Genomic DNA, 14,646 nt, shown 5'->3' with positions numbered 1-14,646 from the left:
ATAGGGTTACTCTATTCCTTCATTCGGTAAAGAATGAAAAAAACCTTTCCTGACAGTTTTTCACTGTTAGAAAAGGTCAAAGAATTCATTAGTGACGAAGGGGTTCCGTTTGCGTCAAGATGCTGCCAATCTTTTCGACTATTAGTTCCACTTCATGCGCATTTGTCAGTAAATCATAGTCATTAATATCAAGGCGAAGTACTGGACACGCAGTAAATGAGTCAATCCACTTTTCATAGCGGGCGTGCATTTCTTCCCAATACGTAATTGGCGTCTCTTGCTCCATCTCGCGGCCGCGCTCATGGATGCGATCAATAATACAATCCAGTGGTCCTTCTAAATAGATTAGCAAATTTGGATGCGGGAAGTAAGGCGTCATGACCATTGCATCGAACAAGTTCGTGTATGTCTCGTAATCGACGGGATCCATCGTTCCTTCTTCCATATGCATACGCGCAAAGATGCCTGTATCTTCATAGATAGAACGATCCTGGATGAACCCACCACCGTATTCGAAGATACGCTTCTGTTCTTTGAAACGTTCTGCAAGGAAGTAAATCTGCAAATGGAAACTCCATTTCTTGAAGTCTTCGTAGAATTTATCCAAGTAAGGGTTTTGGTCCACATTCTCAAAAGATGTGCGGAATCCTAGTGCTTCAGCAAGTGCAGTCGTCATCGTCGATTTCCCGACTCCTACTGTTCCCGCGATTGTAATGACCGCATTTTGTGGAATTCCGTATTTTTCACGTAAGTTCATTTAAATGACCTCTTTCTGGATGACGGCATCGACTGCGTCAAGGATATATTGGCGGTCCCGTGTGTTCGCAACGAAGTCGAGCTCATCTCCGTTGAAACGTAAGACTGGAATTTCTGGATGCATACGTTCAAAGCGATCGATGAATGTATCGTAGTCTTCAGACAGCTGACGCAAGTATTTCGGATCCATGCCTCGCTCATAATCACGACCACGCATTGCGATTCGTTTCATGAGTGTGTCTAAGCTTGCGTGTAAGTAGACAATGACGTTCGGGACGGGCATCCCAGCGGTCAGTATGTTGTAGATTTGCTCGTATTTTACATAGTCGCTTTCAGAAAGACTGCGTTGTGCAAAGATTAGGTTTTTGAAAATATGATAGTCCGCAACGACAGGCTTGTCTTTGGCTAAATAATGCTTTTGAATATCACCGAGCTGTTTATATCGGTTACAGAGGAAGAACATTTCAGTTTGAAAGCTCCACTCTTCAATGTCGTCGTAAAATTTATTAAGAAACGGATTTTCATCCACGATTTCCATCAGTAAATGAAATTGGCGGGTGTCAGAAATCGACTTCGACAACGTGGATTTCCCTACCCCGATCGGTCCTTCTACTGAAATGAATGGAATGGTCATGACCAACGCTCCTGTCTTTCACTTAATGTCGTCCCTTTAGTTTATCATAGGAAACCCTCTTTAGTTGTGACATTTTTTCCACGTGGAACATTCTGTTAGAAAGCGTGCTACACTGTGGATAAGGAGCGATGAGTATGAATTTGAACGAACAAGATCAGCATTTCATGGAGTTGGCAATAGCAGAGGCGAAGAAAGCAGAAGTTCTTGGGGAAGTTCCGATTGGTGCTGTGATTGTCCATCGAGGTGAAGTGATTGCTCGTGCACATAATCTGCGGGAAACTACGCAAAATGCGGTCACCCATGCGGAGATTTCTGCGATTCAAGATGCGTGTGCTGTAATTGGCAGCTGGCGGCTTGAAGAGACGACTCTCTACGTAACGCTTGAACCATGTCCGATGTGTGCGGGAGCTATTTTACAATCAAGAATTCCGACTGTCGTCTACGGGGCTCGAGACGGAAAGGCAGGGTGTGTCGATTCACTCTATCGATTATTGAACGACGAACGGTTCAATCACGAATGTGAGGTCCGCGATGACGTATTAGGTGAACAATGTGGCGCACTCCTAACAAACTTCTTCCGCGCATTACGGGAAAAGAAGAAACGTGCAAAAAAAGAAGCGACGCCGGAAGCAGAATAACTTCCGATGTCGCTTTTTACATTCCCTTTTATTCAGTTGCTGTGATGTACTCTTTTCCACCCATATAAGGACGCAAGACTTCAGGGATCAATACAGAACCGTCTTCTTGCTGATTGTTTTCAAGCAATGCAGCAACAGTACGACCAATCGCAAGACCACTACCATTCAATGTGTGCACGTACTCCGGCTTCCCTTTTGCTTCACGACGGAAGCGAATGTTGGCACGACGCGCTTGGAAATCTTCGAAGTTTGAACAAGAAGAGATTTCACGGTACGCATTTTGTGCAGGAATCCATACTTCCAAGTCATACTTCTTCGCAGCTGTGAATCCAAGATCAGCAGTACACATTTTCAACTTACGGTAAGGCAGCTCAAGCAACTGTAATACTCTTTCTGCATGTCCAGTCAGTTTTTCCAACTCGTCATACGAATCCTCAGGTTTCACGAAGCGCACAAGTTCCACTTTGTTGAACTGATGCTGGCGGATTAACCCACGTGTGTCGCGACCCGCTGAACCTGCTTCAGAGCGGAAGTTAGTGCTATAGGCTGCAAATGCTTTGGGTAGCATGTCAGCGTTCAAAATTTCATCTCGATAGAAGTTTGTAACAGGTACTTCAGATGTCGGGATCATGAAGTAATCTTCTTTTTCAACGAGGAAAGCATCCTCTTCGAACTTCGGCAATTGGCCAGTACCCGTTAAACTCGCACGGTTCACAAGGTATGGCGGAAGCATTTCTTCGTATCCATGCTCATCCTGATGGAGATCCATCATGAAGTTAATAAGTGCACGCTCTAGACGTGCGCCCATGCCGCGGTAAAATACGAAACGACTACCAGTTACTTTCGCCGCTCGTTCGAAGTCCATGAGTTTCAAGTCTGTACCGATTTCCCAGTGCGGCTTCGGTTCAAACGTAAACTCAGGTGTTTCTCCCCATTTGTTGACTTCCACGTTATCGTCTTCGCTATCTCCTATTGGTACACTTTCGTGCGGGATATTCGGGATGCGCATAAGTACATAATCCAATTGCTCTTCGATTTCGTTTAGTTCTGTGTCGTACGCCTTAATGTCTTCTCCAACTTTTCTCATTTTCAAAACAAGCTCGTCCGCATCTTCTTTGTTGCGCTTCATCTCCGCCACTTTTTGAGATACTTCGTTACGTTCTGCTTTAAGCACTTCAACTTTCGCCAATAGTTCTCGACGTTTGTCATCTAGCGCTGGGAACTTGTCAAGCTCAGAGATATCCTCTCCACGCATCGCAAGCTTTTCTTTTACACCTTCAAAATCTGTACGTAACACTTTTCTGTCTAACATTACGATTCCTCCTCAATATAGTAAAACGATTTTAGAAATCCAGGCACAAAAAAAGCCCTCCATCCCCTATCAATAGGGACGAGAACTACCCGCGGTACCACCCAGCTTAATCAGCCTACAGCTGATTCACTCTACAGGAGATAACGGCTCCAGTACCGGCACAAACCTACTCTACGTTCAGCTTGGCTTCTCTAGGATGGATTCACAGTTGTTTCCACCGACTCACACCACCCGTCGGCTCTCTTTAGAAAAACAAGTCTGTTACTACTTCCCTTCATCGTCTTACGTATGAAATTACTTTAACTTTACTATACGGCTTAGCGTTTGGCAAGCTAAGGTGTGGAAGTGAACACGCTTCCACTTTCCCTTTTCTCTATGTACGGTATACTTTAAGTATGACCTTTTCTATTTTCACTTCATCGAAAAAATCACAAGGTCAGAGTGGAGGCTGCCGATGGAAGAATGGTTACTCGTACTGGATAAAACCCATTCAATCCCTATTTATGAACAGATTTATCGTCAAATGAAACGGGATATCGCAAATCAGCGGATACCCGTCGGTAAAAAGCTACCATCGAAACGGAAGTTGAGTGAATTTCTCGCAGTCAGTCAAACAACAATAGAACTCGCTTACGGTCAACTTGTCGCAGAGGGCTATATTACTTCAATACCGCGCAGTGGCTATTACGTTCAAGCGATTGAGGAACTTGCCTATACTGAGCCTACTGAAACAACTGAAGTTCCAATATACGTACGTCCAAAAGCAGCTATTGATTTTTCACCAGGTATGGTAGATCCTGAATTATTTCCATTCTCTAAATGGAGGAAGGTTGCAAAAGATGTTATTGATGAACACGCTTCCCACCTCCTCCAACTCGGTGATCCTCATGGTGATGTAGAATTACGCCATGAAATCTCGATGTATTTGTACCATTCACGAGGCGTCGTGTGCACGCCTGAACAAGTCATCGTCGGTTCAGGAACTGAACAGCTTATCCCTTTGATCATTCGCATTCTCGGCAACGAAGCAATCTATGCTGTGGAGGATCCAGGATATCCGCTGACTCATCATGTATTCGACCATCACTTGCGGTCCGCCATTCCCATACCAGTAGATCCTGATGGAATGGACGTAGACACCTTGCAACGCTCTTCTGCAACAGTTGCATATGTAACACCTTCCCACCAGTTCCCGACAGGCACCGTGCTCTCAGCGCCACGTAGAGCCGCCTTGTTGAACTGGGCTTCTTCCAATCCCGATCACATTATCATTGAAGATGACTATGACGGTGAATTTCGGTATGCGGGGCGTCCAATTCCATCGTTACAAGGAATGGACCTTGGAGAAAACGTCATTTACTTAAGTACATTCTCTAAATCGCTCATGCCGTCACTTCGAATTGCCTACATGGTTCTGCCAAAAGCGCTTCTGGAACGTTATAAAGGAGCATTTATCCAATACGCCTCCACCGTTCCAAGACTTGATCAGCATATGCTTGCGAGATTTATGGCAGAAGGTCAGTTTTCAAGACATCTAAATCGGATGCGTAAAGTGTATAAAAAGAAACTACAAGTACTGACAGACTGTCTTACCCCATACGAACCGATGATTACCTATTCTGGAGACGAAGCGGGTATGCACATCATCATCACAGTGCGTTCCGAGCAGACGGAATCTATACTTGCAGACCATGCACTTCAATCGGGCATCCGAGTATACAGCTTACAAGATTATAAGTCAGGACAGGCTCAAGGCTTCCCTTCCTTTCTACTCGGCTTTGGTGGACTTAGCGAAATGCAAATCGAACAGGGAATAGAAACACTGATGACTGCTTGGAACATACAAAAAACGGAACAGCGCGCATAAGCGTCTGCTCCGTTTTTCATTTAATTGAACAAGCCTTTGACAAAGCCTGTCCCACTATCCCAAAGTCCTGAGAAGAAGTGACCGATGCCACCCATAGCAAGGGAGAACCAACCTGCTTTTTCAACAGCTTCTTTTGTTACAACTTCTGTTTGAACATTTTTCTCGTTGATGAATCCATAATCTTCAGAGCCGTCTTTTTTCACAAGCTCTACGTGCCCAACCACAGCATCCTTTTTAACAGGTGCTTCAAGTGAGCCATCTTTCAATTTCTTCTTATCGATGACAAGCTTTGGTGTGTACTGATCTTTTTCACTTGTCTTCACAAGCATCTTAATCGGTTCTTTGACTTGAATGGCAACGTCTTTTTCTTTACCTTTCAAGACATTCAATGTCTTTTTGTCCTTAAACTGGTAGCCTTTAGGTACAAACTCCACTTCAGAGAATTGTGAGAACCCAAAATCGAATAGGGCGCGTGTTGCATCGAAACGAGCTTTGTAAGAACCTTGTCCTTTAGCATCCACGGCTTTCATCACAACTGCAATTACACGCTTACCGTCACGCATCGCTGTTCCAGTAAAACAATGTCCTGCAAAGTCAGTCGTTCCAGTCTTAAGACCATCGACACCTTCATACTCATAAACAAAACCGGGTAACATGAAGTTCCAGTTATCCATCTTCGTTGCGTCATCCGTACCCTCACGGAATATTTTTGACTTAATCTTAGTCGTATCAAGAACTTGAGGGTAATCCGTGATTAACGAATACGCAAGTTTCGCTACAGACTTTGCAGGCATAACGTTCTCATCATTGGGGCCTGTTCCTTGCGGATGCATGCCGTGAAGATTTGCGTTATTTAATCCTGTAGAGTTTACGAATTTATAATCTTTCAAACCAAGTTCTTTTGCTTTTTCATTCATAATTTTTACGAATTCTGTTTCAGTTCCTGCAATTGTCTCTGCAATCGCAATGGTTGCTGCATTTGCCGAGTAAATAGCCAACGCTTCATAAAGTTCTTTTATGGAATACGAACCGTCTCTTCGTAGCGGTACATTACTCAAGTTCCGGTCCTGTGACACAGCATATGTATAGTCCGTCACTTTGTATTGCTGATCCCATGAAATTTTACCTTCATCGATTGCTTCGAATAGAAGGTACTCCACCATCATTTTCGACATACTGGCTATGCCAAGTGGGGCATCTGCATTTTGTTCGTACAAAATTTTTCCACTATCCGCGTCAATTAGAATTGCGCCATCCACGTGGAGGCCAAGGGACGATTCCGCCTGCGCGGGGGTTGCACCAAACACTGTTACCAGCAAAACTGCCGAGCATAGCACAGACAGCCATCTGTTTTTCATCTTCTTCACATTACTACCTCCGTCACTGCGATTTACTACAATAGTTTATCATACCTAAAGGGAGTCTTGGATATAAAATATAAAAAAGCACCTTTCCGCCCATACTGAGACGTTTAGAAAGGTGCTGAAGTTCCTTACCTACGAGTGGTTAAGAGATCGTATAGTTCGGTGCTTCCTTAGTAATCTGTACTTGGTGCGGATGACTTTCGCGTAGACCAGCACCCGTCATACGGATGAACTGAGCCTCTTCACGTAATGTTTCCAAGTCTCTCGTTCCGCAATACCCCATGCCTGCACGAATTCCACCAACTAGTTGGTGAATCGTATCTGCTAGAGAACCTTTGTAAGGCATACGTCCTTCAATACCTTCGGGAACTAACTTCTTCGCATCTTCTTGGAAGTAACGGTCTTTTGAACCACGTTCCATTGACGATACCGATCCCATTCCACGATATACTTTAAAACGACGGCCTTGGAAAATTTCGGTATCTCCAGGACTTTCAGTTGTTCCTGCAAGTAGGCTACCGAGCATAACCGCATGTCCACCCGCAGCAAGTGCTTTAACGATATCCCCGGAGAACTTGATGCCTCCATCCGCAATAATCGTCTTGCCTTGTTTGCGTGCTTCTGCAGCACAATCATAGACTGCTGTAATTTGCGGAACACCAACACCTGCAACAATTCGAGTTGTACAGATAGAACCTGGACCAATCCCAACTTTCACAACATTGGCTCCTGCTTCATACAAAGCTTGTGTGCCGGCTGCAGTAGCAACATTTCCTGCAATGATATCAAGTTCAGGATACGTTTCCCGAATCTTCTTGACCATCTCAAGAACGCCTTTAGAGTGACCGTGTGCTGTATCAATAACAATCACATCAACTTCAGATTCCACGAGTTTTTCAACGCGAACCATTGTATCCGACGTAACTCCAACTGCAGCACCGACGAGAAGACGACCGTGATGATCTTTCGCAGCTTTCGGGAATTCAATCACTTTTTCAATATCTTTAATTGTGATCAACCCACGTAATGTTCCGTCTGCATCAACAATCGGTAACTTCTCAATTTTATATCGCTGTAAAATCTTTTCAGCATCTTCAAGAGTTGTTCCTACAGAGGCAGTAACGAGCTCTTCCTTCGTCATTACATCATTAATTGTTAACGAGTAGTCTTGGATGAATCGGAGATCGCGGTTTGTAATAATACCCACTAACTTTCGATTCTCAAGCGTATCGACAATTGGAACGCCGGAAATACGGTATTTGCCCATTAGATGCTCTGCATCGAAAACTTGATGTTCAGGAGTCAGGAAGAATGGATTCGTAATGACACCATTCTCAGAACGTTTTACCGTTACAACTTCCTCGGCTTGTTCTTCAATGCTCATGTTTTTATGGATGACTCCGAGGCCGCCTTGACGCGCCATAGCAATCGCCATTTTAGACTCTGTGACAGTATCCATTCCTGCACTTATCAATGGAACATTCAACGTAATTTTCTTTGTCAGCTGAATCGACATTGAAACATCCTTCGGCAATACTTCAGACGCTCCTGGTATCAACAATACATCATCAAACGTTAACCCTTCACGTGCAAACTTAGTTTCCCACATGCCTGATGCCCCCTTATAGTTTCGGTTAAATATTAGATAATAGGTTATCAGCGGTAGTATGGTGTGTCAAGGAAGCAAGAATAAGTAAAAGTATTAGCCCTTTTCAGTTATATCAACTTTTCAATTGCATCTTTCATTTTAAGAGGTCCAGTTTGAGGAGCAAAGCGATCCACTACGTTCCCATCACGGTCCACGAGAAACTTCGTAAAGTTCCATTTAATGCCCTCTGTTAACATTCCCTTCTTCTCAGACGAAAGAAATTGAAATAACGGCTCCGCGCTATCTCCTTTGACATCTACTTTTGCGAACACCGGGAAAGACACACCAAAGTTCATTCTGCAAAACTCCTCAGCCTCACCACTACTATCAAACTCTTGATTGTTAAAGTTATCCGAAGGGAACCCCAGCACAGTAAGTCCTTGATCCTTGTACGTCTCGTAGACCTCTTGCAATTCATCAAACTGTTTCACAAAGCCACACTTGCTCGCTGTATTAACAATCAACAACGGCTTTCCTTCAAACGCCGATAAGGATTGGTCAGTACCGTCAGGTTTCTGTACAGTAAAGTCATAAATGGATCCCATTTGTGCCATCTCCTTTTAGATTAGTCTCTTAACCATAATGGAAACCGACCTTCAGCGCAAAAAGGAAGTCCTAAATTCAAAGTACATCCATTCTCTGCCTTTACAACTAACGTGCGAGAAAACTATTTAACAAGAGTACCTTGATGAAATTAGTCGAAACGTAATCATAAATCCTTATTTCTCAATCATAAACCACGCATCCTGAGTATAACTTTAATCCCTTTAAATATGTGGAGCACCTGACATCGCTTAATTCCCTAACGCAAAGCAGCTACAGGGAGTTTCCCCTTAAAAACAGGTTCCATCCAGTTTATCGTAAAAGTATATACAAAAAAGCGAGTTAAGGAATAAATTCCTTAACTCGCTTTTTCAATTGCCTGGCAACGTCCTACTCTCACAGGGGGAAGCCCCCTACTACCATCGGCGCTGAAGAACTTAACTTCCGTGTTCGGTATGGGAACGGGTGTGACCTCTTCGCCATCATTACCAGACAAATTGAGCTTGTTCGCTCAAAACTGGATAAAACCAACATTGAATTCAAGACAGCCTTACGGCTCTCTAACTTATATTTGGGAAAGTCCTCGATCTATTAGTATCTGTCAGCTCCACATGTCGCCATGCTTCCACACCAGACCTATCCACCTCATCATCTTTGAGGGATCTTACTTACTTGCGTAATGGGAAATCTCATCTCGAGGGGGGCTTCATGCTTAGATGCTTTCAGCATTTATCCCGTCCACACATAGCTACCCAGCGATGCCTTTGGCAAGACAACTGGTACACCAGAGGTGTGTCCATCCCGGTCCTCTCGTACTAAGGACAGCTCCTCTCAAATTTCCTGCGCCCGCGACGGATAGGGACCGAACTGTCTCACGACGTTCTGAACCCAGCTCGCGTACCGCTTTAATGGGCGAACAGCCCAACCCTTGGGACCGACTACAGCCCCAGGATGCGATGAGCCGACATCGAGGTGCCAAACCTCCCCGTCGATGTGGACTCTTGGGGGAGATAAGCCTGTTATCCCCGGGGTAGCTTTTATCCGTTGAGCGATGGCCCTTCCATGCGGAACCACCGGATCACTAAGCCCGTCTTTCGACCCTGCTCGACTTGTAGGTCTCGCAGTCAAGCTCCCTTATGCCTTTGCACTCTACGAATGATGTCCGACCATTCTGAGGGAACCTTTGGGCGCCTCCGTTACTCTTTAGGAGGCGACCGCCCCAGTCAAACTGTCCGCCTGACACTGTCTCCTGCCCGGATCACGGGCAAGGGTTAGAAGTCCAATACAGCCAGGGTAGTATCCCACCATTGCCTCCTCCGAAGCTAGCGCTCCGGTCTCTTAGGCTCCTACCTATCCTGTACAGGCTGCACCGGAATTCAATATCAGGCTACAGTAAAGCTCCACGGGGTCTTTCCGTCCTGTCGCGGGTAATGCGCATCTTCACGCATATTATAATTTCACCGAGTCTCTCGTTGAGACAGTGCCCAGATCGTTACGCCTTTCGTGCGGGTCGGAACTTACCCGACAAGGAATTTCGCTACCTTAGGACCGTTATAGTTACGGCCGCCGTTTACTGGGGCTTCAATTCAAAGCTTCGCTTGCGCTAACCTCTCCTCTTAACCTTCCAGCACCGGGCAGGCGTCAGCCCCTATACGTCACCTTACGGTTTTGCAGAGACCTGTGTTTTTGCTAAACAGTCGCCTGGGCCTATTCACTGCGGCTCTCTCGGGCTATTCACCCTACCAGAGCACCCCTTCTCCCGAAGTTACGGGGTCATTTTGCCGAGTTCCTTAACGAGAGTTCTCTCGATCACCTTAGGATTCTCTCCTCGCCTACCTGTGTTGGTTTGCGGTACGGGTACCTCCCACCTCGTTAGAGGCTTTTCTTGGCAGTGTGAAATCAGGGACTCCAGGGTATACACCCCTTGCCATCACAGCTCAATGTATTAGAAACGGGATTTGCCTCGTTTCACACCTCACTGCTTAGACGCGCATAACCAACAGCGCGCTCACCCTATCCTTCTGCGTCACCCCATCACTCAAACGGTGGGGAGGTAGTACAGGAATATCAACCTGTTGTCCATCGTCTACGCCTATCGGCCTCGACTTAGGTCCCGACTGACCCTGAGTGGACGAGCCTTCCTCAGGAAACCTTGGGCATTCGGTGGAAGGGATTCTCACCCTTCTTTCGCTACTCATACCGGCATTCTCACTTCCAAGCGCTCCACCAGTCCTTCCGGTCTAGCTTCAACGCCCTTGGAACGCTCTCCTACCACTGACACCAAAGGTGTCAATCCGCAGTTTCGGTGATTCGTTTAGCCCCGATACATTTTCGGCGCAGCGCCACTCGACCAGTGAGCTATTACGCACTCTTTAAATGATGGCTGCTTCTGAGCCAACATCCTGGTTGTCTGGGCAGCGCCACATCCTTTTCCACTTAACGAATACTTTGGGACCTTAACTGGCGGTCTGGGCTGTTTCCCTCTCGACTATGGACCTTATCACCCATAGTCTGACTCCCAAACATAAATCATCGGCATTCGGAGTTTGTCTGAATTCGGTAACCCGGGATGGGCCCCTAGTCCAAACAGTGCTCTACCTCCGAGATTCTTAACGTTTGAGGCTAGCCCTAAAGCTATTTCGGAGAGAACCAGCTATCTCCAGGTTCGATTGGAATTTCACCGCTACCCACACCTCATCCCCGCACTTTTCAACGTACGTGGGTTCGGGCCTCCAGTAAGTGTTACCTTACCTTCACCCTGGACATGGGTAGATCACCTGGTTTCGGGTCTACGACCCCATACTCATTCGCCCTATTCAGACTCGCTTTCGCTGCGGCTCCGCATTCTCTGCTTAACCTCGCATGGAATCGTAACTCGCCGGTTCATTCTACAAAAGGCACGCCATCACCCATTAACGGGCTCTGACAACTTGTAGGCACACGGTTTCAGGATCTATTTCACTCCCCTTCCGGGGTGCTTTTCACCTTTCCCTCACGGTACTGGTTCACTATCGGTCACTAGGGAGTATTTAGCCTTGGGAGATGGTCCTCCCGGATTCCGACGGAATTTCACGTGTTCCGCCGTACTCAGGATCCACTCTGGAGGGGATGAATTTTCGGTTACGGGGCTTTTACCCTCTTTGGCGGACCTTTCCAGATCGCTTCGCCTAACTCATCCTTTTGTAACTCCGTATAGAGTGTCCTACAACCCCAGGAAGCAAGCTTCCTGGTTTGGGCTTTTCCCGTTTCGCTCGCCGCTACTCAGGGAATCGATTTTTCTTTCTCTTCCTCCGGATACTTAGATGTTTCAGTTCTCCGGGTTTGCCTCGTATTTGCTATGTATTCACAAATACGTACCATCCTATTAAAGATGGTGGGTTTCCCCATTCGGAAATCTTCGGATCAAAGCTTACTTACAGCTCCCCGAAGCATATCGGTGTTAGTGCCGTCCTTCTTAGGCTCCTAGTGCCAAGGCATCCACCGTGCGCCCTTTCTAACTTAACCAAAAGTTAACGTTCTTCTTTCAATCAGCGATGATTAAAAAGAAAGAACAAAAGAATCGCTGTTCGGCTCACATAAATGTGTCCGACTCGGTTGATTATCTTGATTTGTTGCTTCAATGTTGTTTTATCCAGTTTTCAATGAACAAGTTTTGAAGAATATATAAGAAACGACGATTGCTCGAAGTACCATATAAACCTTCAAAACTGAACGCAAAATGTCAACGCTATGAACCAAAGGTTCATTTCCGAATGTGCAGCTTCTTCATCACAAGGATGTTCCACTGACATATATCCTTAGAAAGGAGGTGATCCAGCCGCACCTTCCGATACGGCTACCTTGTTACGACTTCACCCCAATCATCTGTCCCACCTTCGGCGGCTAGCTCCCCTAAGGGTTACCCCACCGACTTCGGGTGTTACAAACTCTCGTGGTGTGACGGGCGGTGTGTACAAGACCCGGGAACGTATTCACCGTGGCATGCTGATCCACGATTACTAGCGATTCCGGCTTCATGCAGGCGAGTTGCAGCCTACAATCCGAACTGGGAACGGTTTTCTGGGATTCGCTTACCCTCGCGGGTTTGCAGCCCTCTGTACCGTCCATTGTAGCACGTGTGTAGCCCAGGTCATAAGGGGCATGATGATTTGACGTCATCCCCACCTTCCTCCGGTTTGTCACCGGCAGTCACCTTAGAGTGCCCAACTGAATGATGGCAACTAAGATTAAGGGTTGCGCTCGTTGCGGGACTTAACCCAACATCTCACGACACGAGCTGACGACAACCATGCACCACCTGTCACCACTGTCCCCGAAGGGAAAGGCATGTCTCCATGCCGGTCAGTGGGATGTCAAGACCTGGTAAGGTTCTTCGCGTTGCTTCGAATTAAACCACATGCTCCACCGCTTGTGCGGGTCCCCGTCAATTCCTTTGAGTTTCAGCCTTGCGGCCGTACTCCCCAGGCGGAGTGCTTAATGCGTTAGCTGCAGCACTAAGGGGCGGAAACCCCCTAACACTTAGCACTCATCGTTTACGGCGTGGACTACCAGGGTATCTAATCCTGTTTGCTCCCCACGCTTTCGCGCCTCAGCGTCAGTTACAGACCAGAAAGCCGCCTTCGCCACTGGTGTTCCTCCACATCTCTACGCATTTCACCGCTACACGTGGAATTCCGCTTTCCTCTTCTGTACTCAAGTCCCCCAGTTTCCAATGACCCTCCACGGTTGAGCCGTGGGCTTTCACATCAGACTTAAAGGACCGCCTGCGCGCGCTTTACGCCCAATAATTCCGGACAACGCTTGCCACCTACGTATTACCGCGGCTGCTGGCACGTAGTTAGCCGTGGCTTTCTGACGAGGTACCGTCAAGGTACGGGCAGTTACTCCCGTACGTGTTCTTCCCTCGCAACAGAGCTTTACGATCCGAAAACCTTCTTCACTCACGCGGCATTGCTCCATCAGACTTTCGTCCATTGTGGAAGATTCCCTACTGCTGCCTCCCGTAGGAGTCTGGGCCGTGTCTCAGTCCCAGTGTGGCCGATCACCCTCTCAGGTCGGCTACGCATCGTTGCCTTGGTAGGCCATTACCCCACCAACTAGCTAATGCGCCGCGGGCCCATCCTGCAGTGACAGCCGAAACCGTCTTTCAGAGTTCCTTCATGCGAAGGAACTGATTATTCGGTATTAGCCCCGGTTTCCCGGAGTTATCCCCATCTGCAGGGCAGGTTGCCCACGTGTTACTCACCCGTCCGCCGCTAATCAAAAGGAGCAAGCTCCAATTGATTCGCTCGACTTGCATGTATTAGGCATGCCGCCAGCGTTCGTCCTGAGCCAGGATCAAACTCTCCATAAAGAGAATTGATTGCTCAATTCGTACTGGCATCATTTAAGATGTCTATCAGATCAATTAAGATCTGTTTGTGTTTGTTTACCGGTGAAACCAGTTTCCCAAACGATATTTCGTTGACATTTTGCTGTTCAGTTTTCAAGGTTCATAGTGTTTTTGTTGTTTTCAGCAACTCTTACAGTATAACATTCTGTAAGCATCGTGTCAACAACTTTGTTTTAAATTTTATTTGTTTCAACCGCTCTACGAAAGCTTTCCGTAAGAGCAACATAGATAATAATACCACATAAATGTTTGCTTGGCAACTGTTTTTCACTCAGTAATTAAAGTAAAATAGTATTGCTTGCAAATAATTATAATCGTTTGGAAAAGAAAAAAGTCATTCTATAACAGAATGACTTCATCTGCCTGGCAACGTCCTACTCTCACAGGGGGAAGCCCCCTACTACCATCGGCGCTGAAGAACTTAACTTCCGTGTTCGGTATGGGAACGGGTGTGACCTCTTCGCCATCATTACCAGACAAATTGAGCTTGTT

Annotated in this window: 8 protein-coding genes, 4 rRNA genes and 1 other annotated feature; of the genes, 2 read left to right on the top strand and 10 right to left on the bottom strand. The window is 46.4% G+C overall.

What is annotated here, in order from left to right:
- Window positions 1–88: 88 nt before the first annotated feature.
- Together ACRPI0_RS15730 and ACRPI0_RS15725 are read right to left on the bottom strand one after the other, a co-directional pair.
- Complete coding sequence (locus ACRPI0_RS15730) at window positions 89–757, bottom strand: deoxynucleoside kinase (RefSeq protein WP_432353710.1); 669 nt, start codon at window positions 755–757, stop codon at window positions 89–91.
- Window positions 758–1,390, bottom strand: a complete 633-nt coding sequence (locus tag ACRPI0_RS15725) for a deoxynucleoside kinase (protein WP_432353709.1) — start codon at window positions 1,388–1,390, stop codon at window positions 758–760.
- 134 nt (window positions 1,391–1,524) lie between these two features.
- Between ACRPI0_RS15725 and tadA the strand changes: the two genes are divergently transcribed.
- Complete coding sequence (gene tadA, locus ACRPI0_RS15720; protein ID WP_432353708.1) at window positions 1,525–2,028, top strand: tRNA adenosine(34) deaminase TadA; 504 nt, start codon at window positions 1,525–1,527, stop codon at window positions 2,026–2,028.
- A 28-nt stretch (window positions 2,029–2,056) separates the two neighbouring features.
- Here the strand turns inward: tadA and serS are convergent, their stop codons facing one another.
- Window positions 2,057–3,340 (bottom strand): serine--tRNA ligase, encoded by a 1,284-nt coding sequence (serS, locus tag ACRPI0_RS15715; RefSeq protein WP_432353707.1) that lies wholly within the window; start codon window positions 3,338–3,340, stop codon window positions 2,057–2,059.
- A gap of 71 nt (window positions 3,341–3,411) precedes the next feature.
- Window positions 3,412–3,627, bottom strand: a binding site (T-box leader).
- A 167-nt stretch (window positions 3,628–3,794) separates the two neighbouring features.
- On the opposite strand from serS, the gene ACRPI0_RS15710 reads away from it, so the two are divergent.
- Complete coding sequence (locus ACRPI0_RS15710; protein WP_432353706.1) at window positions 3,795–5,207, top strand: PLP-dependent aminotransferase family protein; 1,413 nt, start codon at window positions 3,795–3,797, stop codon at window positions 5,205–5,207.
- Window positions 5,208–5,227: 20 nt separating this feature from the next.
- On the opposite strand, the gene ACRPI0_RS15705 is transcribed toward ACRPI0_RS15710, so the two are convergent.
- From ACRPI0_RS15705 to rrf (ACRPI0_RS15675), 7 genes are all read right to left on the bottom strand, one after another.
- Window positions 5,228–6,574, bottom strand: a complete 1,347-nt coding sequence (locus ACRPI0_RS15705) for a serine hydrolase (protein ID WP_432353705.1) — start codon at window positions 6,572–6,574, stop codon at window positions 5,228–5,230.
- Between the two features lie 139 nt (window positions 6,575–6,713).
- On the bottom strand, window positions 6,714–8,180 hold the full coding sequence (gene guaB, locus ACRPI0_RS15700; protein ID WP_432353704.1) for an IMP dehydrogenase: 1,467 nt from the start codon (window positions 8,178–8,180) through the stop codon (window positions 6,714–6,716).
- 107 nt (window positions 8,181–8,287) lie between these two features.
- Window positions 8,288–8,764, bottom strand: a complete 477-nt coding sequence (locus ACRPI0_RS15695) for a glutathione peroxidase (RefSeq protein ID WP_432353703.1) — start codon at window positions 8,762–8,764, stop codon at window positions 8,288–8,290.
- Window positions 8,765–9,139: 375 nt separating this feature from the next.
- A 5S ribosomal RNA gene (gene rrf / locus ACRPI0_RS15690) occupies window positions 9,140–9,255 on the bottom strand.
- 78 nt (window positions 9,256–9,333) lie between these two features.
- A 23S ribosomal RNA gene (locus tag ACRPI0_RS15685) occupies window positions 9,334–12,266 on the bottom strand.
- 297 nt (window positions 12,267–12,563) lie between these two features.
- Window positions 12,564–14,115, bottom strand: a 16S ribosomal RNA gene (locus ACRPI0_RS15680).
- A gap of 400 nt (window positions 14,116–14,515) precedes the next feature.
- Window positions 14,516–14,631: ribosomal RNA gene (rrf, locus tag ACRPI0_RS15675) — 5S ribosomal RNA — on the bottom strand.
- Together the 16S, 23S and 5S rRNA genes form the textbook arrangement of a ribosomal RNA operon.
- Between the last annotated feature and the right edge of the window lie 15 nt (window positions 14,632–14,646).

It is taken from the genome of Sporosarcina sp. A2, from assembly GCF_050858885.1.
Classification (GTDB): Bacteria; Bacillota; Bacilli; order Bacillales_A; family Planococcaceae; genus Sporosarcina.
Note: the sequence above shows the minus strand (reverse complement) of the source record. Positions and strands in the feature narration are given on the sequence as shown.